The following is a 24,463-nucleotide window of genomic DNA, read 5'->3' as shown; positions in this document are numbered from 1 at the left end:
CCAAGCGTAATGTTCTTCGACGCGCGCACCTCTCGATTCGCGAACGTCCAAATCTCGCCTGTCTCTGTAATGAAGACCGTCCAGTACAGATCCGACTCGGGACCATAGTCGATCAGAAAGTGTGCGAAGCCCTCACCCTTCGGGGTGTTGAGTGGCAGCGGCGGATTAAGTTGCAGCATAGTGATCTTCCACCCTTCTCCGTGTGGTTTTCCTGACCGGTGAGGCGCAAGCCTTCCCAATCAGCCGTGACGAAAAACACGCGGTAATGTGAAGGTCGCGATTGCAAACGACGTGTTTGCCAAGCTGACGATCGGAAGGATGAAATATCTGTACAGAGGCAGACGAAGAAGGATCTCTGTATGCCGGGATAGTCCTTGCGATCATTATTTGCGTTGCGATCGCTTACGGGAAAGACCAGATCGCCATAGAGATCATCAAGGGATTAGTTCTGTTTGGAGCCGGTGGGTTCAGCGGATATGGGTACGCGAAATCCGCTAAGCGGAAGCAAGATACCGCCAACGGCGAACAGCAGGAGTGACAAAACCCCGCCTAGGCGGGGTTTTTTGTGGGGACGGGGCTACCTACGCACACCTCTTTTTTTGTTAGGTTCTTCCGGCGCGGCGTCGGGTGCGTCGGCCCCGTGGAGCTTCGTGAACGTGGTCCGGGACATCCCCCGCGGGCTCATACTGTCTGCCGACACCGTCCCGCGAACAGGAGAACCCCATGCGCGTTACCGTTTCGCACGCTCTCGGCGGCTATGCCGCCGTGATGACCCTGGCCGCCGCCTGGCTCGGCCTGACGGCCATGGCCTCGCCCGCACCCGCCGGGACATTCACCACCATCGACGTGCAGCGGATAAACGTCAGGGAGCCGGACGGCACGCTGCGCATGACCATCTCCAACCACGCGCAGGTGCCCGGCATCGTCTACGAGAAAAAGGAGTATCCGCACCCCAACCGGCCCGAGGCGGGAATGATCTTCTACAACGACGAAGGCATCGAAAACGGCGGCCTGGTCTTCAACGGCGGCATGAAGGACGGCAAGCGCACCAACGGCGGGCAGCTGAGCTTCGACCGCTACATGCAGGACCAGACGTTGCAGCTGGTCAGCGAGGAGAACGGCACGGAACGCAGGGTCGGCATCGCGATTACCGACCGACCGGAGGAGACGATGGACATTCCGGCCATCCTTCGTCTTCGCGACATGAAGCCCGGTCCCGACGTCGACGCCGCGGCGAAGAAGGCGGGTATCGGGCGGGCTCAGCGGGCCTGGCTGGGACGTGCGACGGATGGGAGCGTAGCGCTGATTCTCGGCGACCCGCAGGGGCGTCCACGGATGAAGCTGGGGGTCGCCGACGACGGCACCCCGAGCATCGACCTGCTGGATGCATCGGGCAAGGTGACGAAGAGCGTTCGCTAGGTGCGTTGGTAGTCCTTGCACGCCGCAGCCAGAGCATTTACGTCGGGCATGTTGTAGCGAGGTAGCGCTCGGCGAAGTACATGGCCTGGGCCTGGCTGCCGGCGTAGTAATGCAACTCGCGATCGGCCCGCGGTGTCACCACCGGCTTCCAGCGCCCATCCTCGAATGCTGTCTCGCACACGTAGGCCACGTTCACGCCGTTGACCTCGGCGAAGTAGGCCGCGACCTCGCATGAAGGCTTCTTCCAATTGATGGCAGCGATGCTGTGCATGGCCGCGGTGCCCCACTTTTTATTTGCCATACGTCACCTAGTTAGCTCGCGATGCTTCGGTCAGAGAACTTTCGCCAGTTCGTGCCATCACTGAGGCATGGTTCCAGCGGCCGCTTGCCGATCCACGGAAACGCATAGTTCTCGAAGAGCCACAGAGTCTTTTCAAGCGTCGAAGCCGCCCACTTTTTTTCGTGGCGATCCACTCACTCGCGACGGCTTCGAAGCTGTCCTCTGCCGCAACGAGAGCCAAGGCTTTTGCTTGCCTGCGCACGTCGGCAGGATCCGACCCGCGCGCCAGCAGATCTCGCTGCTTGTCTCGTTCGCGTCGCGCCTCCTGCAACGTCATCGCAGGATAGTCGCCGAGGTCGAGCATGTTTGCCTTGCCGGCGAAACGATAACGGAAGCGCCACGAACGTGCGCCTGTTGGGCGGATCTCAAGGCAGAGGCCGTGCATATCGGCAACTCGCTAGACCTTCGGCCGCGGCTTCATAGCGCGGATGCGAACATCGGTGAGTGCGGGCATGTGAGTAACGCTAACCATCGAGAGGGGGTCCGGCGGACTGTACTCACATCCCTACTCACATGCTGGACTGGATGCACGCGGACGGCGATGGACGTCTATATACAGAAAAGCCTGCGTTTACAATGGCTTACTGTGATCGCCTGGACTACTGCGGATGCCCTTGGATGGGTTTCTAATGCCCGGAGTGGGACTCGAACCCACATACCCTTTCGGATGAGGGATTTTAAGTCCCTTGCGTCTACCGGTTTCGCCATCCGGGCGGAAAGAAAAAAAGGCGCACTGCGTTGGCAGGTGCGCCTTGGAATGCGATGGAGGCCGAGGTCGGAATCGAACCGGCGTACGCGGATTTGCAGTCCGCTGCATGACCACTCTGCCACCCGGCCATCGCTTGCGCAGGCGAAGAGTATCCGCGTAGCGCTTAAAAAACAAAACCTCGGAGGTCCGAGGTTTTGTAAGAACTTGGAGCGGGAAACGAGACTCGAACTCGCGACCCCGACCTTGGCAAGGTCGTGCTCTACCAACTGAGCTATTCCCGCGTCGTTGTCCGGCTATTTTAGATCAGATGCCGAATGTGTCAACCACCTTGCACCGATTTTTTTTCACTTTTTGTCACATCGTCTGAATCTCCGCGCAGGCTCGGCCATGCGGCGCGGAGATAGTCGAGGCCCGACCAGATCGTCAGCACGCCGGCCACGACCAGCAGGGCCTCACCGATGTGATACAGGCGCAGGGTCTCTGCGTCGTGCTGGAGCAGCAGCACCACGAGGGCCACCATCTGCATCGCGGTCTTGAGTTTGCCGAGGAAGGCGACCTTGACCTTGGAACGCGCGCCAATCTGGGCCATCCACTCGCGCAGGGCCGACACGCTGATCTCGCGCCCGACGATCACCGAGGCCGTCACGGCCATCAGGATGCTCGACCAGCCCCCGCCGGGATGCGACTGCACGAGGAGAAAGAGCGTGACCGCCACCATCAGCTTGTCGGCCACCGGGTCGAGGAATGCCCCGAAGGCCGAGGTGAGCTGAAGACGTCGCGCGAGGTAGCCGTCGAGCCAGTCGGTGAAGCCAGCCAGGACAAACACCAGGGCGGCCGTCAGGTTGGCGCCGCGGAACGGCAGGTAATAGACAATGACCATCACCGGCAGCAACAGCACGCGGAACAGGGTCAGCCAGGTGGGGAGGTTGATTCGCATAGGTCGGCCGGTGCGGGAGACGGGCGCTCGTGCGCGACGTCTCCATGTCCATCAGGGGTGCAGCATGGCATAGATGCGTTCGGCAAGGCCGCGATCAATACCCTTCACACTCATCAATTCTTCGACGCCCGCGGCTTCCACACCGGCGAGGCCACCAAACGCCTTGAGCAGCGCAGCGCGCCGACGCGCACCGACGCCTGAAACGTCTTCCAGAGTACTCCGTTCGCGCGCCGCCTCGCGACGACGGCGATGTCCGCTGATGGCAAAACGGTGCGCTTCGTCACGCACGGCGGCCACCAGGTGCAGCGCGGGCGACGAGGTACCCGGATGCAACGTGGTGCCGCTGTCAGCCAGCACGAGCGTTTCCTCGCCTGCGCGGCGTCCGGGCCCCTTGGCCACGCCGACCACGCGAATGCCATCCACCCCAAGCTCCCGCAACACGTCCACCGCCTGCGCCACCTGGCCGGTGCCGCCATCGATCAGCAGGATGTCGGGCCTGGCGCCGCCTTCGACCACCTTCTTGAAACGGCGGGTCAGCGCCTGGTGCATGGCGGCGTAGTCGTCGCCCGGAGTGATGCCGGTGATGTTGAACCGCCGGTAATGCGATTTCTCCGGCCCTTCCGGACCAAAGACCACGCACGATGCCACCGTCAATTCGCCACGTGTATGGCTGATGTCGAAGCACTCGATACGACGCGGCGTGGCCTCCAGACCGAGCACCTTTTGCAGGTCGTCGAACCGGGCCAGCAAGGTGTGGCGACTCGCGAGACGGGACGTCAGCGCCGCACTGGCGTTGCGCTGAGCCATTTCCAGGAAACGCGCACGCTCGCCACGCACGCTCGGCTTCAACGACACGGTGTAGCCGGCATGATCGGACAGCACTGACGCCAGCACGTCCATGTCTTCTATCGGATCGCTCAGCACGAGTTCGCGTGGCACCTGACGATCGAGGTAATACTGCGCCACGAATTGCGAAAGCACATCCGACACCGAGGCATCGGTGGGCAGGCGCGGGAAGAAGTCCCGCGAGCCCAGGCTCACGCCGTTGCGGAAGAACATCACGCTCACGCATGCCATACCGCCTTCCATGCAGCAGGCGATCACGTCCATGTCCGCACTGGCGCCCTGCACGAAGTGCTGTGCCTGCAGTTTGCGCAGAGCGGCTACCTGGTCCCGCAACGTGGCTGCCCGCTCGAAGTTCAGTTCCCGCGACGCCTTTTCCATCGAGACGGCCAGTTCGTCGATTACCGCACTGCTGCGCCCCTCGAGGAACATCTCGGCGTGGCGTACGTCGTTCCTGTAATCATCCACCTCGATCAGGCGCACACACGGCGCGCTGCAACGACCGATCTGGTGCTGCAGGCAGGGTCGTGAGCGGTTCTTGAAGTAGCTGTCTTCGCACTGACGCACCTTGAACAGCTTTTGCATCAAGCCGAGGCTCTCGCGCACGGCGAACGTGCTCGGGTAGGGCCCGAAATAGCGACCCGGCCCGGCCTTGGCACCGCGGTGGAACGCAAGCCGCGGATAATCTTCCCCACCCGACAGATAGATATACGGGTAGCTCTTGTCGTCGCGCAGCACGATGTTGTATCGCGGCTTCAGCGACTTGATGAGCTGCGACTCCAGCAGCAACGCCTCGCCCGCGGTACGGGTCAGCGTGACCTCGGCCCGCGCGATCTGCGAGACCATCGACGCGATGCGTGGGTCCATCGGAGGCTTGAGGAAGTAATTGCCGACGCGCTTCTTGAGGTTGGCGGCCTTCCCCACGTACAGCAACTCGTCCTCCGCATCGAAGTAGCGGTAGACGCCAGGCGAGGTGGTGAGGTGGCGGACGAAGGCCTTGCCGTCGAACGGATGCGACTCGGTGTGCTCCATCCGGACATTTTACCGCGTCAGCTGGTCACGGACGCGAAAACGCCGACATGGGGGAGCCATGTCGGCGAGGGCCATCCGTGGGAGCGTCGCCTTCCGTGTAGGGATCAGTGTGGCGACGGGGTTAGATTACGTTGGCGCCCCATGGAGCGCGCCCGGTGCAAGCCGAGGAAGGGTGTGGGCGGCACCCCCGGTCGCAGGAAGGGGATTTCCTACAACCCCTGCCCAGCCAGCCAGCGTTCGGCCCGCTCCAGGTCTTCCGGCGTGTCGATGCCCGGCGGGAACGGTTCGGGCGTCTGCCGCACCGAGATGGGGTAGCCGTGCTCCAGGGCCCGGAGCTGCTCCAGCGATTCGGCCTGTTCCAGCGCCGTGCGTGGGAGGGCCGCCAGCCTGTTCAGAAAACCCGCGCGGTAGGCGTAGATGCCGATATGGCGGAGGAACGGCACGCCGGGCGGCAGGACCTGGCGGTCGCGCGCGAACGCATCCCGTGCCCAGGGGGCAGGCGCGCGCGTGAAGTACAGCGCGCGACCGTTGCCGCCGCGCACCACCTTTACGATGTTCGGGTCGAAAAGCTCCTCGGCGTGCTCGATGGGCGTGGCGAGGGTTGCCATGGGCGCGTCGTCCCCGGCCAGGGTCGCCACAACGGCACGAATGCCTGCCGCGGGTGCGAAGGGCTCGTCGCCCTGGAGATTGACCACCACAGTGTCTTCGGGCCAGCCGAAATGGCGGGCGGTTTCGGCGATCCGGTCGCTGCCGGAGGCATGGTCGGGGCTGGTCATGCAGACGAGGATGTCGCCGCAGCCTTTCATTTCGCGGGCCACGCGCTCGTCGTCGGTGGCGACGACCACCTGCGCCGCCCCCGCCTGCCCTGCCCTGGCCGCCACACGGCGAATCATCGATTCACCGCCGATCTTCAACAGCGGCTTGCCCGGCAGCCGGGTGGAACCGAAGCGTGCGGGCACGACAACGACGAACGGAGGGATCTTCTCGGCCATGGCGGCGCCCGGGTAACGGAAAGGCGAAGGTTAGCGCCTCGACGTCACCGACGGAACGCCATCAAGCCGCCTCCAACCGAAAGCCGGCACCATTCGCCAAAGCGACAAAACCGGGGAACGAGGTCGCGACGTTGGCGCAGTCGCCAATAACGATCGGTGCGGACGCGAGCAGCCCCGCCACGGCGAAACTCATCGCAATACGATGATCGCCATGGCTGTCGATCGTGCCGCCACCGATGCCCCCCCCCTGGATGATCGCGCCATCCGGCAACTCGTCGATCTTCACGCCACAGGCCTTCAGGCCATGAGCCATGCTGGCGATGCGATCCGACTCCTTCACGCGCAGCTCGGCTGCACCGCGAATGGTCGTCATGCCATCGGCCGTCGCCGCCGCGACGAACAATGCGGGGAACTCGTCGATCATGTCCGGCACGATGTCCAGGGGCAGCGCCACGCCGTGCAGCGGTGCGTAGCGCACGACCAGATCGCCGATGTCTTCTCCGCCGCTGCTACGCATGTTCTCCACGGCGATGTCGGCGCCCATGAGTTCGAGGGCCGCCAGCAAGCCGGTGCGTCGCGGGTTCAGACCCACTGCTTTCAGGCGAAGCTCGGAGCCCGGCACGATGCAGGCGGCCACGATGAAGAAGGCCGCCGACGAAAAGTCCGCCGGCACGTCGACGTCCACCGCGCGCAGCGTATGCCCGCCTTCCAACCGGGCGCGTCCGGGAGCGTAGTCGATCGGCCAGCCGAAGGCGCGCAGCATGCTTTCCGTGTAGTCACGGGTCGGATGGGGTTCCACCACCTCGGTGAAGCCCTCGGCGTAGAGACCCGCCAGCAGCAAGGCCGACTTGATCTGCGCGCTGGCGACGGGCGGCTCATAGGTCACACCGTGCAGCGTCCTGCCGCCATGGATACGCAGCGGCGGCTTGCCGTCATTCGTATCGATGACGGCACCCATCAAACCCAGCGGATCGGTGACCCGTCGCATGGGGCGCCGTGAAAGCGACTCGTCGCCGATCAGCGTGGAGTCGAACGCCTGTCCGGCAAGCAGTCCGGCGAGCAAGCGCATGCCGGTGCCGGCATTGCCGCAGTCGAGCGGTTCGCTGCTGCCGCGAAGCCCATGCAGGCCCACACCATGCACGACACGCTCGCCCGGTGCCGGAGTTTCGAAACGTACGCCGAGTCGACCGAGGATGGCGGCTGTGGCCCGTGTGTCCTCGCCTTCGAGAAACCCACGGATCCGCGTAACGCCTTCGGCAAGGGCGCCGAACATCAGCGCACGATGCGAAACGGACTTGTCGCCTGGCACGACGATCTCGCCGCGCAGCGGACCGCCCGCGGAACTACGCCAATCGATGCGGCTCACGGCAGGTTCTCCAGCAGGCGTTCCAGTTCTGTACGGCTGCCGACGCTTATGCGCAGCGTGTGCCGCAATCCGTAACCGATCATCGGGCGCACGATGACGCCGCGTTCAAAGAGATGCGCCTCGAAAGCGGTGGCGTCATCGCCGAGATCGACGAGCAAGAAATTCGTCTGCGACGGCAGCACGCGCAGACCGCGCGCCGTGAGTTCCCCTGCGAGCCAGGTGCGATCACGGCGATTGGTGGCGCGCACGTGCGCGCGATGCTCGTGGTCGCCCAGCGCTGCCTCGGCGGCGGCCAGCGCCACACCGTTGACGTTGAACGATTCGCGCAGACGCTCGCACACCGCCGCCACCGAAGGATGGCTGAGCATGTAACCGATGCGCAGTCCTGCAAGCGCATATGCCTTGGAGAACGTGCGTGTAACGGCGAGGTTCGGAAACCGCCCCAGCAGATGCAACGCCGTGCTCAACCCTTCGGCATCCACATACTCGTGATATGCCTCGTCGACCACCACGAGTGTCTGCGGCGGAATCCGCTCAAGAAAGTCTTCCAACGCGGCGTCGGTGAACCAGGTGCCGGTCGGATTGTTCGGATTGGCGAGATACACGAGCCGCGTCGCAGGCGTGACAGCCGCCGCCATGGCGGCGAGGTCGTGCCCGTACGGTGCTTCCGGATGATCGGCAGGCAGCGCAGGCACCGCGACGGCCGGTGCGCCCGCCGCGGCCGCGGCAATCGGGAACACCGCAAAGCCGTACTGCGAATGCACGACCGGATGCGCTTCGTCCGCGAAGCACTGTGCCATCAGCATCAACAGCTCATGCGAGCCATTGCCGAGGGTAATGCCTGCAAACGGCACACCCAGTTCGTCGGACAGCTTCCGCTTCAGCGACGCGCCGAGCGGGTCGGGATAGCGCCAGGCTTCCTCGATCGCACGATTGGCCGCGCGCAGCGCCGACTTGCTCGGCCCCAGGGGATTCTCGTTGGAACCCAGTTCGGACAGCATCTCGCCGAAGCGCAGGCGCAGCGCCGGAAGATCGTGGCCGGGATCGTAGGCGCGGAGCGCCGACGTCGCCCGATTGGCGAGCGCGGCAGCATCGAATTCAAGAGTCATGGCAAGGCGACAGGATAGGAACCGAGTACACGCACGTCGGCGGCGGCAGGTTTCATTTCTTCGAGCGCGGCCTGCACGGCCTCGTCGTCCACGTGGCCGGACACGTCGATAAAGAACGCGTATTGCCACTTGCCGGTATGTGCCGGTCGCGACTCGATGCGATTCATGCTGATGCCATGACGCGCCAGCGGGCTCAGCACGTCGTAAAGCGCACCGGGCTTGTCGCGCACGGAGACCAGCAGCGACGTGCGGTCATTGCCCGACGCGGGAAAGATGGAGCGACCGATCACGAGGAACCGCGTGGTGTTGTCGGAGCGATCCTCGATCGGACCAGCCACCGTCTTCAGGCCGTACACACGCCCGGCCGTTTCGCCCGCAATGGCGGCCGACTCGGGCGAGAGCCGCGCCGTACGTGCTGCTTCGGCGTTGCTGGACACCGGCACGCGCTCCACATTCGGCAGGTTCACGCGCAGCCAGCCCTGGCATTGCTGCAGCGACTGCGGATGCGAGTAGATGCGCTTCACGTCCTTCAACTCGCCGCTCAGCGAAAGCAGGTTCTGATGAACGCGCAGTTCGACTTCGCCGCAGATGGTGGCCTTCGACACGAGGAACATGTCGAGGGTCATCTGGATCATGCCCTGCCCCGAGTTCTCGACCGGTACCACGCCAAAGTCGGCGTTACCGGCCGCGACCTCCTGGAAGACCTCTTCGATGCTGCCCAGCGGCAAGCCGTAGGCAGCGTGACCGAAGTGCTTGCGCACCGCCTGTTCGCTGAACGTGCCTTCCGGCCCGAGAAAACCGATCTTCAACGGTTGCTGCTGCGAAAGGCACGACGACATGATCTCGCGGAACAGTCGCACGAGTTCCGCATTCGGCAGCGGACCGTCGTTACGATCGATCACGCCGCGCAGGACCTGGGCCTCGCGTTCGGGTCGGTAATACTCCACCGCCGCCTTCAACGGGCCCTTGGCCCGGCCGACCTGCTGCGCCCAACGGGCACGCTCGCTGATGAGCGACTGCAGTTGCTGGTCGATGCTGTCGATGCGCGTACGCGCCTCGGCCAGCGTGGCTTGTTTATCGGCGGGGGTCTTGCTCATGGACGTCCAGGCGGCTAAGTGGTTGCAGTTGAAACGGTTATCGCCGCGCATGCATGCTGCAGCGCGGCGACTTCCGACTTTAACCGTGCTTGGCCACAAAGTCCCGCATGAATTGCACCAGCGCTTCCACAGCGGCTTCGGGCACGGCGTTGTAAAGCGACGCGCGCATGCCACCCACGGCCTTGTGTCCCTTGAGGCCAATGAAACCGGCCGCTTCCGATTCGGTGAGGAAAAGCGCATCCAGTGCGCTGTCGTGCAATACGAATGACACGTTCATACGCGAACGTGCAGCGCGCTCCACATCGTTTCGATAGAAACCATTCGAGCTGTCGATCGCGCCATACAGCAGCGCTGACTTGCGCGCGTTCCGCTCGCCCATCACGGCGAGCCCGCCTTCTGCCGCCAGCCAATCGAAGGTGAGGCCGGCGAGATACCAGCCCCAGGTATTCGGCGTATTGAGCATGGAGTCGTTGGCGGCCTGCTCCGCATAACGAAGAATCTTCGCCATCGGGCGTGGCGGGCGCGCGAGAAGATCCTCTCGAACGATCATCACCACGAGGCCGGACGGACCGATGTTCTTCTGCGCGCCCGCGTAGATGAGGCCGAAGCGCGAGACGTCCAGCGGCGCACCGAGGATATTGGATGACATGTCCGCGACCAGCGGCACGTCGCCGACGTCGGGAATGTCGTGGAATTCCAGCCCGCGAATGGTTTCGTTCGGCGTGTAGTGCACGTACGAAGCCGCAGGGTTGAGCGTCCACTGCTCGCGCGGCGGCAGACTGAGGAAATCGTTCGCTTCCGACGTGGCAGCGATGCGTGCATCCACGTGGTACGCCGCCTCACTGACCGCCTTGCGGCTGAAAACGCCCGTCACGATGTAATCGGCGCTGCCGCCCTCGGGTGCGAGGTTCATCGGAATCTGTGCGAAGTGCTGGGTGGCGCCGCCTTGCAGGAACAGCACCTTGTAGTTGTCCGGCATGCCGAGCAACTCACGCAGGCGGCGCTCGGTCGCCGCGGCAAGTTCCATGAAACGCTTGCCGCGATGGGACAGCTCCATCACCGAGGCGCCGGACCCGTTCCAATCGAGCAGTTCCGCCTGAGCACGCTTAAGGACGGCTTCCGGCAGCGCGGCGGGACCGGCACTGAAATTCCAGGCTCTGCTCACTTCGTTCTCTTCGTGGGGAAGGTAACGCCGATTATGCCCGTCAGAAGTGCATGAAAAGCACTGCGGAGATACCCAGCGCCAACAGCGCGGCGGTCGCGATCAGCCACCACACGTCCCCTCGCGGCGCGTCGGCGTCCGGCACGGCGACCTCGGGCTCCGGCTCCGACATGATCACTACCGGTTCCGCGGCCCAACCGGGGCCATCGACCACAAAGCGGTGGGCGGCGATACCGATCTGGTCGCCCGGTTGCAGCGAGGCTCGCACCACCTTCACCCCGTTGACGCGCACGGCGTGACGGGCGGGGACGCGCGAAGCATCGAGCACCAGATCCCCCTGCTCCCACGCCAGCGTCAGCAAGGCTGCGTCGTTGCCGGGGAGTTCGAGGGGCAGCGCGCCGTGGGTGGAACCCAGCTCCAGGCGGTCGCCTACCGCGACCACACGACCCGACAAGGGGCCGGCCACCGGCCGCAAGGCGACGGTGCAACGCGATTCGGTAGGCTCGACGGTCACCCGGGCATCAAGGTCCGCGTCATCGCGCACCAGCATTCGGCAGTCACCGAGGGAAAGGCTGTCGCCGGGGCGCAGCAGCGCGCGTTCGCGCACGGGTCGTGCGTTGACGTACACGCGCCCCGTCTCGGGTGCGACCTGCAACACGAGACCGCGGCGGTCCCGGTGGATGGTGACGTGGCGCGCGGCGACCTGGGTTTCGGACACGACCAGGTCGTTATCCTCCCCGCGGCCAATCGTGAGCACGGGCCGTGACCAGTGGAAATCACCGCGTGCCGAGCTGACGAATTCGATGCGCATGGAAGAACCGGGACGTTGACGACGCGACTTTAGCAGAGCGCGGTATCTATTTGAACGCAAAGGCGTCATCGGTCCGTGACGAGGACGCTGCTAGACTTGGCCACTCCATCGAACAGAAGGACCCGCCGCGATGGCAAAGATCGACATCCGCCGCCCCCATGGAACGACCCTCGAGAACGCCCGCACGGTGGTCGAGAAAGTTGCTGCTCGCATCAGCGAGAAATTCGGCACCGAAGGCCAATGGGACGGCGACACCATGAGCTTCGCGCGTTCGGGCGTGAAGGGCGCCATCGAGGTGACCGCCACCGACGTCCACGTGACGGCCGAACTCGGCATGCTTCTCTCGCCCTTGCGCGGCACCATCGAAGACGAGATCCGCCGGAAACTGGACGAACAATTCGGCTGATCCCTGCCGCCACCGGGCGCCGCCCGGTGGCCTCGCACCGCCCCCTATGGCATACTAGTGGACTTATGCGGCCATTCCGGCCGTTCATGTCGACCCGGAACACATGGCAAAAGACGACGTCATCGAAATGGAAGGCACGGTCCTGGAGACCCTGCCCAACACCATGTTCCGCGTGCAGCTCGAGAACGGGCACGTCATCACTGCCCATATCTCCGGCCGCATGCGCAAGCATTACATCCGCATCCTTACAGGCGACAAGGTGAAGGTCGAAATGACCCCTTACGACCTGACGAAGGGACGCATCACGTACCGCATGAAGTAAGGCGCCTCGCGCCGCCTCCATGAGGCGAAAAAAAGCCGCGGCAAACGCCCGCGGCTTTTTTATTGCTGGGAGCCGCTATAGCAGTGAGGAAACCGCCTCGCCGCTATAGCTCTCGTAGGCTTCCCGCCGCCATGACGGCGCCTGCCTTCCTTAGGCTTCCGCCGTGGCCGGCTCGGCCGACTCCGTTTCGACGTGCAACTGATCGCCCTCGACCGAGAGGGTGACCTTGCCGCCTTCGGCCAGCTTGCCGAACAGCAGCTCGTCCGCCAACGCGCGCTTCACCTTGTCCTGGATCACGCGAGCCATCGGGCGGGCGCCCATCTGCGGATCGAAGCCGTGCTCCGCCAACCAGCGGCGCGCGTCCGGCGTCACGTCCACGCTGACCTTCTTCTCCGCCAACTGGGTCTCCAGCTCGATCAGGAACTTGTCGACCACGCGCAGGATGTGGTCGAAGTCCAGCGCATTGAACTGGATGATCGCATCGAGACGGTTGCGGAACTCGGGCGTGAACATGCGGCGGATGGTCTCCATCGCGTCCGGTGCGTGGTTTTGCTTCACGAAACCGATGCCGCGACGCGAAGCCAACTGTGCGCCGGCATTCGTGGTCATCACGATGATCACGTTCTTGAAGTTGGCCTCGCGTCCATTCGTGTCAGTCAGCACGCCCCGATCCATGACCTGGAGCAGGATGTTGTAGACGTCCGGATGCGCTTTCTCGATCTCGTCCAGCAACAGCACGCAGTGCGGATGCTTGGTGATCTGCTCCGTGAGCAGGCCGCCCTGGTCGAACCCGACGTAGCCCGGAGGGGCACCGACAAGGCGCGACACCGAGTGCGCTTCCATGTACTCGGACATGTCGAAGCGAACCATCTCGATACCGAGTTGCATCGCCAGCTGACGGGTAACCTCCGTCTTGCCCACGCCCGTCGGGCCGGCAAGCAGGAAGCTGCCGATCGGCTTGGACGGATCGCCCAGACCCGAGCGCGCCATCTTGATCGACGACGCCAGCGCCTCGATCGCCCCATCCTGGCCGAACACGACCATCTTGAGGTTACGTTCGAGATTGCGCAGCACGTCGCGATCGGAGGCCGAGACCTGCTTCGCCGGGATGCGCGCCATCTTCGCCACGATGTACTCGATCTCGGGCACGTCGATCCTGCCGGTGCGCTCTTCTTCCGGCAGCAGACGCTGACGGGCACCGGCCTCGTCGATCACGTCGATGGCCTTGTCGGGCAGCAGACGGTCGGGGATGTGCTTGACCGAGAGGTCCACCGCCGCACGCAGGGCCTCACCCGTGTACTCCACCGAGTGATGTTCTTCGAAGCGGCTCTTCAGGCCACGCAGGATCTCGATCGAGTCGGCCACGGTCGGCTCGACCACATCGATCTTCTGGAAGCGACGAGCCAGCGCGCGGTCCTTTTCGAACACGCCGCGGAACTCCTGGAACGTGGTCGATCCGATGCAGCGCAGTTCGCCGGAGGCGAGCATGGGCTTGATAAGGTTCGAGGCGTCCATGGTGCCGCCCGACGCCGAACCGGCACCAATGATGGTGTGTATCTCGTCGATGAAGAGGATCGCGTTCGGCTGTTTCTTGAGCTGAGCGATCACCGCCTTGAGGCGCTTTTCGAAGTCGCCGCGGTACTTGGTGCCGGCGACCAGAGCGCCCAGGTCCAGCGACCAGATCGTGCAGTCTTCCAGCACTTCCGGCACCTGTCCCTCGACGATGCGCTTGGCCAGACCCTCGGCGAGCGCGGTCTTGCCCACGCCCGCCTCGCCCACGTAAAGCGGGTTGTTCTTGCGGCGGCGGCAGAGCACCTGGATGGTCCGTTCGACTTCGTCCTGGCGACCGATCAGCGGATCGATCTTGCCCTGGATGGCAAGCTCGTTCAGATTGGAGGCGTATTCGTTCAGGGGATTGCCCTTGCCTTCCCCGCCTTCCTCACCGTCGCGCTCGGCATTGGGCGCCGCGGCAGCCGACTCGTCGCCAATCTTGGCGATGCCGTGCGAGATGTAGTTCACGACGTCCAGGCGCGTAATTTCCTGCTGGTGCAGGAAGTACACGGCGTGCGAATCCTTCTCGCCGAAGATCGCCACAAGCACGTTGGCGCCGGTGACTTCCTTTCGACCCGAGGATTGCACGTGGTAGACGGCGCGCTGGAGCACGCGCTGGAAACCCAAGGTGGGCTGCGTATCGCGTTCGTCGCCGGCCGGCAGCACTGGCACCGTCTCGGCAATGATCCGCTGGAGATCGGCCGCGAGGCGTGGCAAATCGACGCCGCAGGCCCGCAGTGCGGCGAGGGCGGAGGTATTCTCCGTGAGGGCGAGCAGCAGATGCTCCACGGTCATGAATTCGTGGCGCTGCTCACGGGCCTGCTTGTAGCAGTGCCCGATGGTGACTTCGAGATCCTTGCTGAACATACGGACCGTCTCCGATAGCTGTGGGCGGCGAGGGCGAGCCCCCTTTCAATGCCGCATGAACTCCAGATGGGGGATCGGCTACATCTTTTCCATAGTGCACAACAGCGGGTGCTGATGAGACCGTGAGTACTCGTTGACCTGAGTCACCTTGGTTTCTGCCACCTCGCGAGTGAACACGCCGCAGACGCCCTTTCCTCGCGTGTGAACATGAAGCATCACCTGTACCGCCCTCTCCTGGTCCATGCCGAAGAAACTGCGCAATACCTCGATCACGAAATCCATCGGCGTGAAGTCGTCGTTCAGCAGGACGACCTGAAACAGCGGCGGCCTGGCAGTGTCGGGACGGGCCGTCTCAATGGCGAGGCCGTGCCCGCGTTCGCTTTCCTGATCGTGTTCGTGTTCTTGGGACATTAATTTGAAGCCTTCGATACGCGAGTCGTTTATACACCGGAAGCCGGGCCACTTTCCGGTCGATTCCCACAGGTGATGGCACAATAGGCCTTTTTCCAGAGCCCTATCCCCTTAAGCCGATGACGCCGACCAGCTCCTCCACCGAAAACGTGTGGTGCCCCCGGGTGACGGTGGCCTGCGTGGTCGCGCGCGGCGACCGTTTTCTCATTGTCGAGGAGGAAGTTGGCGGTCGTATTGCCTACAACCAGCCTGCAGGTCACCTCGATCCGGGCGAGACGTTGCAGGCCGCGGCGGTGCGCGAAACCCTCGAGGAAACCGGCCACCGCGTCGCGCTCGACGCCTTCCTCGGGGTGTGGCAGTGGACCAGTTCGGAGCATGGCGAGCAGGTTCTGCGTTTCGGCTTTTCGGCCCATGTCCTCTCCCACGACGAGATGCTGCCGCTGGACAAGGGTATCCGCCGCGCTCTGTGGCTGCGGCGCGACGAGATCGAGGCGCTCGGCGACCGTCTGCGCACGCCGCTGATTCTGCTCACCATCGACGCCTGGCTCGACGGCCGGCGCCTGCCACTGGACACGGTGTCGAGCCTGCTGCCCGGGGTCGCCTCGTGAAAGTGATTCTCGGCGTCTCCGGCGGCGTGGACTCCTCGGTTGCCGCACTCCTGCTCCGGGAAGCCGGGCACGAGGTGGAAGGCATGTTCATGCAGAACTGGGAGGAAGACGACCGCTCCGGCCCATGCACCACCGACGAGGATCGCAAGGACGCCGTTGCCGTCTGCGGCCGCCTGGGCATCCCCTTCCATGCGCGAAATTTTGCGAGCGAGTACTGGGACGGCGTGTTCGCCTATTTCCTCGCGGAATACGCCGCGGGGCGCACGCCGAATCCCGACGTGCTGTGCAATCGCGAGATCAAGTTCAAGACTTTCCTCGAGCACGCACGAGCGCTCGGCGCGGAAAAGATCGCCACCGGCCACTACGCCCGCGTCGATTTACGCGACGGCCGTTATCGCCTCCTGCGCGCCGTCGATGCCGCGAAAGACCAGAGCTATTTCCTGCATGCACTGGGCCAGGAACAACTGGCCGCCACGTTGTTCCCGGTCGGCGAGATCGAAAAGCCGCGCGTGCGCGAGATGGCCCGCGAAGCGGCCTTGCCGACTCACGCGAAGAAGGATTCGACAGGCATCTGTTTCATCGGCGAGCGGGATTTCCGCTCGTTCCTTTCGCACTACCTTCCCGCCAGGCCCGGCCCGATGATCGACCCGGATGGCCGTGTCATCGGCGAGCATCAGGGCGTCATGTATTACACACTCGGCCAGCGCAACGGCCTCGGCATCGGTGGCCGAGCCGACGCGCCGAACGAGCCCTGGTACGTGGTGGGCAAGGATGTCGCCAGCAACACGCTTGTCGTCGCGCAGGGCGGAGAGAACCGCTGGCTGCAATCGACACGGCTTTCAGCGACCGACGCCACCTGGGTCGCTGGCGAACCGCCCGCCCTTTCGTTCCGCTGCACCGCCAAGACGCGTTACCGCCAGGCCGACCAGGCATGCACTGTCGTGGTTCGCGGCGACACCCTGGAGGTGTCGTTCGACGAACCCCAGCGCGCCGTGACACCTGGGCAGTCGGTCGTGCTGTATGACGGCGAGGTATGCCTGGGCGGTGCCGTGATCGCTGCCACCGACGCTCCCTACGGCGGTCTGGCTCCTCCCCCTTCCCCCGAGTTTTCCGAATGAACGAAGAACGCGTGCTCGCCCTGGCGGGTGTTTTCCAGGGCGCCGCCCTCGCCCAGCAACTGGCGACCGACGGCCGCTGCGATGAGGCGGCGTTCGAGGCCAGCATCGCCAGCGTCTTTCGCATCGATGCCGATTCCGTGGCCTCCGTGTACGGCGGTGTAGGCGGCGTGCGCCGCGGATTGCGCACGCTGGTGGCGCAGTTCGAGGACCAGACCCGCGACGTGGCGGTCATGCGCATGTCAGTCACCGTACTTCGCCTGGAACGTGCGCTGTCGCGCCAGCGCGGCCTGGTCGATCGCCTGCGCGAGGGCATCGTCGGTGCCCAGCGGCAGGTCGAACATTTCGGCATCACGCACCCCAACGTGGCCGCGCGCCTCGCCGATCTCTACACGTCCACGCTGTCCACCCTGAAGCCACGGGTGATGGTCACCGGTACGCCCGCGCACCTGCAGCAGAAGGCGAACGTGGACCGCGTGCGCGCGTCGCTTCTTGCGGCGGTACGTTCGGCAGTGCTGTGGAACCAGCTCGGCGGTCGCCAGTGGCAACTGCTGGTCTATCGCAAGCAATGCGCCATGCTGGCGCGCGGTCTGCTGACGGGCTCGACACTCGACGACGGCGGTTGAGGCGAGCGTCCCGGCGCTCGCGACAAGCGTGACTACGCGGCCGTCTGAGGCAGTGCCGCGTCCAGCCCCGGGATGGTTTCGGCCAGCGTTCGCAGAAGATCCCCGAAGCGCGCCAGGTCGTCGTGCCACGGCGTGGCACTGCGCCAGTAAAGAGAGATGTGCCGGCCGGGCCGCGCGTCTTCCACCGCGGCCAGTACGACGTTGGGAATCGACCCCAGCCGCTCATGAGCCAGGATCGGCACGAGCGTATAGCCGCCGCGCAAGGCCACCAGCGTGGCAAGGCTTTCGATGCTGAGGTCCTGGATGCGCTCGGGCCGGGCCGAACCGGCCATGCCCAGATCGGAGACGCCATGACCGTGGCTCTCGGCCATGAGCGTCGCCTCCGCGGCGTCCAGTTCCGCCAGGCGAATCGACGCCCTGCCCGCCAACGCATGCCCGGTGTGCAGCATGAGTTCGTAGGGCTCGAAGAACAGCGCCGTCGATTCCAGGCCGGTCACGGTCGCAACGGGCGGGGCCAGCACGGCATCGAGTTCGCCTTCCTGCAGACGACGCAGCAGGCCGCGGGGTTTGCCTTCCGAGATGGTCAACCGCGCACCGGGGAAACGCTGCGGGAACGGTTCGATGAAGTGCGGCAGCAGATACGGACCCAGGGTCGAGGGCACGCCCAGACGAAGCTCACCCCCGAAGGCGACGTGCCCGGCGCGGGCGGCGTGCTCCAGATGCTCGGCGGACGCCAGCACGTCTTCTATATAGCCGAGCAACCGCTGCCCGCTGGCGGTAGGCACCACGCGCCGGCCGCCGCGCTCGAACAGCGGGGCGCCCAGCGCCTGCTCCACCTTCTGCACCTGGTGCGAAAGGCCCGACGGGCTGATGTACATGGCCCGGGCCGCGCTGTTGAAGCTGCCCTCGCGCGCCACGGCCTGGACCAGCGCGAGGTCGCGCAGCGACACCGACGACAAGGCCATCGAAATCATCGAACGCTGCGTGCCATCAAATGCGTTTGCGCCCATGTCCCGCCGCCCTCATCCTTTCGCCGCCGAGATTCGCGTGGTCTGCGCCACGAATCGGCCATTCTAGCCGCTGCCGGTCTCAGCCGGTCGCGCTCCCACGGCAGACTGCGCGATAATCGACGCCTTTGGCGGTCCGTCCCGGGCCGCCCGGCCTCCCCAGCTAAGCACGCACGCCAGGAGTACAGCATGAAAGACTCGTTCTCGGTCCGAGACAGTATCGAAGTCAACGGCAAGCGCCACACCATCGCCAGCCTGGCCAAGTTCGGCGACAAGTTCGACATCAAGCGCCTGCCCTACTCGATGAAGATCCTGCTGGAGAACCTGCTCCGCCAGGAAGACGGCGTGAACGTCACCTCGAAGGAAATCGAGGCCGTCGCCAAGTGGGATGCCAAGGCCGAGCCGGATACCGAGATCTCCTTCATGCCCGCGCGCGTGGTGCTGCAGGACTTCACCGGCGTGCCCTGCGTGGTCGACCTGGCCGCCATGCGCGACGCCGTCGCCAAGCTCGGCGGCGACCCCAACCGCATCAATCCGCTCGCCCCGGCCGAACTGGTCATCGACCATTCGGTGCAGGTGGATGCGTTCGGCTCCGAGTCCGCGCTGGAAAAGAACGTCGAGATCGAGTTCGAGCGCAACCAGGAACGTTACTCGTTCCTGCGCTGGGGCCAGAAGGCCTTCAACAACTTCAAGGTCGTGCCGCCGCGCACCGGCATCGTTCACCAGGTGAACCTGGAGAACCTCGCCCGCGTCGTCTTCACCAATGAAGTCAATGGCGAATCGTTTGCCTATCCCGACACGGTGTTCGGTACCGACTCGCACACCACGATGATCAACGGCATCGGCGTGCTCGGCTGGGGCGTGGGCGGTATCGAGGCTGAGGCAGCCATGCTGGGCCAGCCGTCGTCGATGCTGATCCCGCAGGTCGTCGGTTTCCGCCTGACCGGCAAGCTGCCGGAGGGCGTGACCGCCACCGATCTCGTCCTCACCGTGACCCAGATGCTGCGCAAGCTCGGCGTCGTGGGCAAGTTCGTCGAGTTCTTCGGCAACGGCCTGCAGAACCTGCCGCTGGCCGATCGCGCCACGATCGCCAACATGGCCCCGGAATACGGCGCCACCTGCGGCATCTTCCCGATCGACCAGGAAGCTCTGAACTACATGCGCCTGTCCGGCCGCGACGAAGCGCAGATCGCCCTCGTCGAGACCTACGCGAAGGCGCAGGGAATGTGGCACGACGCCAACACGCCGGAGCCGGAATTCACCACCGTGCTCGAACTCGACCTCGCCGACGTGAAGCCGTCGCTGGCCGGTCCGAAGCGTCCGCAGGATCGCGTGCTGCTGGAAGGTGTGAAGCAGAGCTTCCTCGACGCCGTCGGCCCGCTGACCACCAACCGCAAGCCGAAGAACGGCGACGTGGCTCGCTTCGACGGTGAAGGCGGCGGCACCGCTGTCGGCAACGAAGGCAACAAGGTCGGCGACGACGGCGTGCTCGTCGAGAAGGACGGCAAGTCGTTCCGCATCAACGATGGCTCGGTGGTCATCGCCGCCATCACCTCGTGCACCAACACCTCGAATCCCGCCGTGATGATCGCGGCCGGCCTCGTGGCGAAGAAGGCGGCTGCGCGCGGCCTCACCTCCAAGCCGTGGGTCAAGCCGTCGCTCGGCCCAGGCTCGCTGGTCGTGACCGAATACCTGGAGAAGACCGGCCTTCTGAAGGAACTCGAGAAGGTCAACTTCTACGTGGTCGGCTACGGCTGCACCACCTGCATCGGCAATTCGGGTCCGCTGCCGGTCGAGATCAGCAAGGGCATCGCCGAGGGCGATCTCGCCGTGGCGTCGGTGCTCTCGGGCAACCGCAACTTCGAAGGCCGCGTGCATCCGGAAGTGAAGATGAACTACCTGGCCTCGCCGCCGCTGGTGGTCGCCTACGCCCTGGCCGGCACGCTCAACATCGACCTGACCAAGGACGCCATCGGCACGGGTAGCGACGGTCAGCCGGTGTACCTCAAGGACATCTGGCCGACCAACCAGGAGATTTCCGACCTGATCGCCAGTTCGATCGGTCCGGAGATGTTCAAGGCAACCTACGCCGACGTGTTCAAGGGTGACAGCCGCTGGAACCAGATCGCGTCGCCGGACGGCAAGACCTATGCCTGGGACGATTCGACCTACATCAAGAACCCGCCGTACTTCGACGGCATGAGTGCCGAGGCCGGCACCATCGAGGACATCCACGGCGCGCGTGCCATGGGCATCTTCGGTGACTCGATCACCACCGACCACATCTCGCCGGCCGGTTCGATCAAGAAGGACAGCCCGGCGGGCCGCTTCCTCATCTCGAAGGGTGTCGAGCCGAAGGACTTCAACTCCTATGGTTCGCGCCGCGGCAACGACGACGTGATGGTGCGCGGCACCTTCGCCAACATCCGCATCAAGAACCTGATGCTGGATGGCGTCGAAGGCGGCTACACCAAGTACATCCCGACCGGCGAGCAGATGGCGATCTACGACGCCGCCATGAAGTACAAGGCCGACGGCACGCCGCTGGTGGTCCTCGCCGGCAAGGAATACGGCACCGGCTCGTCGCGTGACTGGGCAGCCAAGGGCACGCTGCTGCTGGGCGTTAAGGCCGTCATCGCCGAGAGCTTCGAGCGCATCCACCGCTCCAACCTCGTCGGCATGGGCGTCCTGCCCTGCCAGTTCCTCGAAGGCGAGAACGCGCAGTCGCTGGGCCTCAAGGGTGACGAAGTGTTCGACATCACCGGCCTGGAAGGCGGCGAAGCAAAGCGTGCGACGGTCAAGGCCACGCGTCCGGACGGTTCGGTCAAGGAGTTCACCGTGAAGGTGCTGCTGCTGACCCCGAAGGAGCGCGAGTTCTTCCGTCACGGCGGCATCCTGCAGTACGTGCTCCGCCAGTTGGCGAAGGCGGCGTAAGAGGCCTCCACAGAACGCCCCGGGTAACACCGGGGCGTTTTTTTTGTGCCTGTCTCTCGTGCGGCGTTACAAGGCTTTCTTCCATGTGGCCGTGAAGCAGCGCCACTCGCCGCTCTCCTTTCGCCAACCGGTTTCGACGGTGTATGCACCCGCGTCGTCGGGGAGGACGCCCGCGCTGGCGGTCAACGTGACGGTAAATGTCGCGACCATCCGCTCGCCTCGCCGCTCCGTGGTGATCGGCCCCATCAACACGTGAATCGCCTGACGGCGCAGCGCGTAGCCGCGAATGAGTTGGGAGAGCGACTGCCGATCCAGTTGCCCACCGTTACCGTCGAAATCTTCGCTGAGCGCCGCCACCGCGTCGCTTGCCTTGCCCGCTTCCGCCGCTTCGGTCGTCGCCGCCACGGCGGCCCGTACCTGTTCCTCGTCCGGCGTGTGCCTGCAGCCGACCATCCCGGCGAAAACGAGGCACAGCAGCATGGTTCCGGCCTTCCACATCGGTGTCTTCTCCCCGTGTCGGCGCGCTGCGGCGCGGCTTGCCGCTGTACGCGCGCGTATGCTCCAATGCCGCGATCGTACGACGATGCGCCGTACGAACGTCACTTTCTGGAGTTCGTCCGATTCATGAGCATTGAGCGTCCGTGGCTTGACCACTATCCGGCCGGCATTCCCGCCGACATCGACGTCAACGCATTCCGCTCCATTGCGGCCGTTCTCGAAGAGTCCTTTCAGAAATTTCGTGAGCGCCCCGCGTTCAAGAACTTCGGCAAGGTTCTCACCTACGGGCAGATCGACGAACTGTCCCGGGCCTTCGCGGGCTTTCTTTCCGGCGAACTCGGGCTGAAGAAAGGCGACCGCCTGGCGATCATGCTGCCGAACCTGCTGCAGTATCCGATTGCGCTGTTCGGTGCGCTGCGTCTCGGCCTGACGGTAGTGAACACGAATCCGCTGTACACCACCCGCGAACTGCATCACCAACTGGAAGATTCGGGCGCGAAGGCTCTCGTCGTCCTCGACAACTTCGCCGCCACCGCGCAACACGCGTTGGATGGCACCAAGGTCCAGCACGTCATCACCACCGCGGTCGGCGACATGGTGGGCTTCCCGAAGGGCAACATCATCAACTTCGTGGTGAAGAACATCCGCAAGGAAGTACCGGCCTTCAACCTGCCCGGTTCCGTGCGCTTCCGCGCTGCACTGGAGCGCGGCAAGGCACATCCCATGCCGGCCGTGGACATCGGGCACGACGACATCGCCTTCCTGCAATACACCGGCGGCACCACGGGTGTGGCCAAGGGTGCGATGCTCACCCACCGCAACATGATCGCGAACATGCTCCAGGCAGACGCCTGGATCAGCGGCGCCGCGAAGGCGGGCGAAGAGATCATCGTCACGGCGCTACCGCTGTATCACATCTTCTCGTTGACCGCGAACGGCCTCGTCTTCACGCGCATGGGCGCGATGAACCTGCTGATCACCAATCCGCGCGATATGAAGGGCTTCGTCAAGGAGCTTTCAAAAGAGAAGTTCACGGCCATCACGGGCGTCAATACGCTGTTCAACGGCCTGCTCAACACGCCCGGTTTCGCCGACCTCGACTTCTCGCGCCTGCACCTGTCGCTGGGCGGTGGCATGGCGGTGCAGCGTAGCGTCGCCGAGCGCTGGAAGAAGACCACCGGCGTCACGCTCTCGGAAGCCTATGGCCTCACCGAGACCTCGCCCGCCGCCTGCATCAATCCGCTCGACCTCAAGGAATACAACGGCTCGATCGGCCTGCCGATTCCGTCCACCTACGTGCAGATCAGGGCCGAAGACGGCACCGTGCTACCGGTCGGAGAAGCCGGCGAGCTCTGCATCAAGGGCCCGCAGGTGATGAAGGGCTACTGGGGCCAGCCGGAGGAAACCGCGAAGGTACTCGACGCCGAGGGGTGGCTGCGCACCGGCGACATCGCGAAGATGGATGCCAACGGCTACATCTACATCGTCGATCGCAAGAAGGACATGATCCTGGTCTCGGGCTTCAACGTGTACCCGAACGAGATCGAAGACATTGTCATGCACCACCCGGGCGTGGCCGAAGTCGCTGCCGTCGGCGTGGACGACGAACACTCCGGCGAAGTGGTGAAGCTGTTCGTGGTGCGCAAGGACCCGTCGCTCACCGTCGATGCCTTGAAGGAGTTCTGTCGCGAGAACCTCACCGGCTACAAGCGGCCGAAGCACATCGAGTTCCGCGACACCCTGCCGAAAACCAACGTCGGCAAGATCCTGCGTCGCGAGCTGCGCGACGAAGAACGCAAGAAAAAGCAGGCCTGATAGAAAAGGGTGGGAGCCAGCCTGCTGGCGATGGATGCACGCGACAAGCACCCATCGCCAGCAGGCTGGCTCCCACCAGTCAAGCGCGGCGCCGGGCTTACTCGTCCTTCCAGGTCTCCAGCGTGTCGGCATAGCCGCCGAGCAGCTCCCACAGCGAGGCCTGCTTGTCTTCGGGGATGAGGGTGTATTCCATCCCGATCTGCCGGGCCGACACGCGGGCCACCGACGCCTCCACATGGATGTGCAGGTCGTGGCCGAAGATCATGTCGAGGATCCATGTCTGGCCGGGCTCGCCGCGCCAGCCGAGAGGGCGGCGCAGCAAGGCGCCGGTGGCCGAGATGTCCACCAAGTCTGTGGGATGCGCCTCACCGCCCCGGCTCATGAGGACAGCGGTCCTCACGCGCATGCGGGCATGGCGGTATCGCGTGTTCTGATCATCCTTGTCGTTCGACATCAGCTTCTCCAACCATCCTGAAATACCGTCCT

Annotated in this window: 22 protein-coding genes and 3 tRNA genes; 8 read left to right on the top strand and 17 right to left on the bottom strand. The window is 64.4% G+C overall.

The genetic code is table 11. From position 1 onward, the window contains the following. The first annotated feature begins 723 nt into the window (after nt 1–723). Complete coding sequence (locus BT115_RS13515; RefSeq protein ID WP_072323079.1) at nt 724–1,419, top strand: hypothetical protein; 696 nt, start codon at nt 724–726, stop codon at nt 1,417–1,419. A gap of 37 nt (nt 1,420–1,456) precedes the next feature. Here BT115_RS13515 and BT115_RS13510 read toward each other — a convergent pair whose 3' ends face one another. From BT115_RS13510 to BT115_RS13450, 12 genes are all read right to left on the bottom strand, one after another. Beyond that, a complete protein-coding gene (locus tag BT115_RS13510) occupies nt 1,457–1,720 on the bottom strand; it encodes a hypothetical protein (protein ID WP_072323078.1) in 264 nt (87 codons plus the stop codon). A 669-nt stretch (nt 1,721–2,389) separates the two neighbouring features. Beyond that, nucleotides 2,390–2,473, bottom strand: a tRNA-Leu gene (locus tag BT115_RS13500). A 49-nt stretch (nt 2,474–2,522) separates the two neighbouring features. Next, nucleotides 2,523–2,596: transfer RNA gene (locus BT115_RS13495), tRNA-Cys, on the bottom strand. Between the two features lie 77 nt (nt 2,597–2,673). After that, nucleotides 2,674–2,749 (bottom strand) — tRNA-Gly (locus tag BT115_RS13490). 38 nt (nt 2,750–2,787) lie between these two features. Then, entirely contained in the window at nt 2,788–3,405 is a 618-nt protein-coding gene (gene pgsA / locus BT115_RS13485; RefSeq protein ID WP_072323076.1) for a CDP-diacylglycerol--glycerol-3-phosphate 3-phosphatidyltransferase, read from the bottom strand. Between the two features lie 51 nt (nt 3,406–3,456). Continuing rightward, nucleotides 3,457–5,280: an excinuclease ABC subunit UvrC gene (gene uvrC / locus BT115_RS13480; protein ID WP_072323075.1), complete on the bottom strand. Its 1,824-nt coding sequence runs from the start codon at nt 5,278–5,280 to the stop codon at nt 3,457–3,459. Nucleotides 5,281–5,489: 209 nt separating this feature from the next. Next, nucleotides 5,490–6,272, bottom strand: a complete 783-nt coding sequence (gene kdsB / locus BT115_RS13475; protein WP_072323074.1) for a 3-deoxy-manno-octulosonate cytidylyltransferase — start codon at nt 6,270–6,272, stop codon at nt 5,490–5,492. Nucleotides 6,273–6,333: 61 nt separating this feature from the next. After that, the gene (aroA, locus tag BT115_RS13470; protein WP_072323073.1) at nt 6,334–7,638 is read right to left on the bottom strand and encodes a 3-phosphoshikimate 1-carboxyvinyltransferase; all 1,305 of its coding nucleotides are present in this window, start codon (nt 7,636–7,638) and stop codon (nt 6,334–6,336) included. After that, entirely contained in the window at nt 7,635–8,747 is a 1,113-nt protein-coding gene (gene hisC, locus BT115_RS13465; protein ID WP_072323072.1) for a histidinol-phosphate transaminase, read from the bottom strand. The genes aroA and hisC overlap by 4 nt, the downstream gene beginning before the upstream one ends. Then, nucleotides 8,744–9,844 carry a prephenate dehydratase gene (gene pheA / locus BT115_RS13460; RefSeq protein ID WP_072323071.1) on the bottom strand — a complete coding sequence of 367 codons (1,101 nt, stop codon included), beginning with the start codon at nt 9,842–9,844 and terminating at the stop codon, nt 8,744–8,746. The genes hisC and pheA overlap by 4 nt, the downstream gene beginning before the upstream one ends. Nucleotides 9,845–9,923: 79 nt before the next feature. Next, entirely contained in the window at nt 9,924–11,009 is a 1,086-nt protein-coding gene (gene serC, locus BT115_RS13455; protein WP_072323070.1) for a 3-phosphoserine/phosphohydroxythreonine transaminase, read from the bottom strand. Between the two features lie 40 nt (nt 11,010–11,049). Then, nucleotides 11,050–11,817, bottom strand: a complete 768-nt coding sequence (locus BT115_RS13450; protein ID WP_072323069.1) for an FHA domain-containing protein — start codon at nt 11,815–11,817, stop codon at nt 11,050–11,052. Between the two features lie 130 nt (nt 11,818–11,947). Between BT115_RS13450 and BT115_RS13445 the strand changes: the two genes are divergently transcribed. Together BT115_RS13445 and infA are read left to right on the top strand one after the other, a co-directional pair. Next, on the top strand, nt 11,948–12,223 hold the full coding sequence (locus BT115_RS13445) for a polyhydroxyalkanoic acid system family protein (protein WP_072323068.1): 276 nt from the start codon (nt 11,948–11,950) through the stop codon (nt 12,221–12,223). A 103-nt stretch (nt 12,224–12,326) separates the two neighbouring features. Further along, nucleotides 12,327–12,545 (top strand): translation initiation factor IF-1, encoded by a 219-nt coding sequence (gene infA, locus BT115_RS13440; protein WP_072323067.1) that lies wholly within the window; start codon nt 12,327–12,329, stop codon nt 12,543–12,545. A gap of 150 nt (nt 12,546–12,695) precedes the next feature. Here infA and clpA read toward each other — a convergent pair whose 3' ends face one another. Both clpA and clpS read right to left on the bottom strand, forming a co-directional pair. Further along, nucleotides 12,696–14,963, bottom strand: coding sequence for an ATP-dependent Clp protease ATP-binding subunit ClpA (gene clpA, locus BT115_RS13435; RefSeq protein WP_072323066.1), 2,268 nt, complete (start codon nt 14,961–14,963; stop codon nt 12,696–12,698). A gap of 78 nt (nt 14,964–15,041) precedes the next feature. Continuing rightward, the gene (gene clpS / locus BT115_RS13430) at nt 15,042–15,374 is read right to left on the bottom strand and encodes an ATP-dependent Clp protease adapter ClpS (RefSeq protein WP_072323065.1); all 333 of its coding nucleotides are present in this window, start codon (nt 15,372–15,374) and stop codon (nt 15,042–15,044) included. A gap of 119 nt (nt 15,375–15,493) precedes the next feature. Here clpS and BT115_RS13425 point away from each other — a divergent pair, with 119 nt between their 5' ends. Genes BT115_RS13425 through hflD form a run of 3 tightly spaced genes read left to right on the top strand, consistent with a single transcriptional unit; the run spans nt 15,494 to nt 17,723 of the window. Further along, nucleotides 15,494–15,982, top strand: coding sequence for an NUDIX hydrolase (locus tag BT115_RS13425; RefSeq protein WP_072323064.1), 489 nt, complete (start codon nt 15,494–15,496; stop codon nt 15,980–15,982). Further along, entirely contained in the window at nt 15,979–17,100 is a 1,122-nt protein-coding gene (mnmA, locus tag BT115_RS13420; RefSeq protein WP_072323063.1) for a tRNA 2-thiouridine(34) synthase MnmA, read from the top strand. The genes BT115_RS13425 and mnmA overlap by 4 nt, the downstream gene beginning before the upstream one ends. After that, complete coding sequence (gene hflD / locus BT115_RS13415; protein ID WP_072323062.1) at nt 17,097–17,723, top strand: high frequency lysogenization protein HflD; 627 nt, start codon at nt 17,097–17,099, stop codon at nt 17,721–17,723. The genes mnmA and hflD overlap by 4 nt, the downstream gene beginning before the upstream one ends. Nucleotides 17,724–17,755: 32 nt before the next feature. Here the strand turns inward: hflD and BT115_RS13410 are convergent, their stop codons facing one another. Beyond that, on the bottom strand, nt 17,756–18,697 hold the full coding sequence (locus tag BT115_RS13410; RefSeq protein WP_083527483.1) for a LysR family transcriptional regulator: 942 nt from the start codon (nt 18,695–18,697) through the stop codon (nt 17,756–17,758). 222 nt (nt 18,698–18,919) lie between these two features. Here BT115_RS13410 and acnA point away from each other — a divergent pair, with 222 nt between their 5' ends. Next, nucleotides 18,920–21,664 carry an aconitate hydratase AcnA gene (gene acnA, locus BT115_RS13405; RefSeq protein WP_072323060.1) on the top strand — a complete coding sequence of 915 codons (2,745 nt, stop codon included), beginning with the start codon at nt 18,920–18,922 and terminating at the stop codon, nt 21,662–21,664. Between the two features lie 66 nt (nt 21,665–21,730). Here acnA and BT115_RS13400 read toward each other — a convergent pair whose 3' ends face one another. After that, a complete protein-coding gene (locus BT115_RS13400; protein ID WP_072323059.1) occupies nt 21,731–22,162 on the bottom strand; it encodes a hypothetical protein in 432 nt (143 codons plus the stop codon). Nucleotides 22,163–22,288: 126 nt separating this feature from the next. Between BT115_RS13400 and BT115_RS13395 the strand changes: the two genes are divergently transcribed. Further along, complete coding sequence (locus BT115_RS13395) at nt 22,289–23,977, top strand: AMP-binding protein (protein WP_072323216.1); 1,689 nt, start codon at nt 22,289–22,291, stop codon at nt 23,975–23,977. A 97-nt stretch (nt 23,978–24,074) separates the two neighbouring features. On the opposite strand, the gene BT115_RS13390 is transcribed toward BT115_RS13395, so the two are convergent. Beyond that, a complete protein-coding gene (locus BT115_RS13390; protein ID WP_072323215.1) occupies nt 24,075–24,431 on the bottom strand; it encodes a PilZ domain-containing protein in 357 nt (118 codons plus the stop codon). Nucleotides 24,432–24,463 lie beyond the last annotated feature (32 nt).

The organism is Luteibacter sp. UNCMF366Tsu5.1, from assembly GCF_900119235.1.
GTDB classification, from domain to species: domain Bacteria; phylum Pseudomonadota; class Gammaproteobacteria; order Xanthomonadales; family Rhodanobacteraceae; genus Luteibacter; species Luteibacter flocculans.
This window is presented reverse-complemented; position numbering and strand designations above follow the sequence as displayed.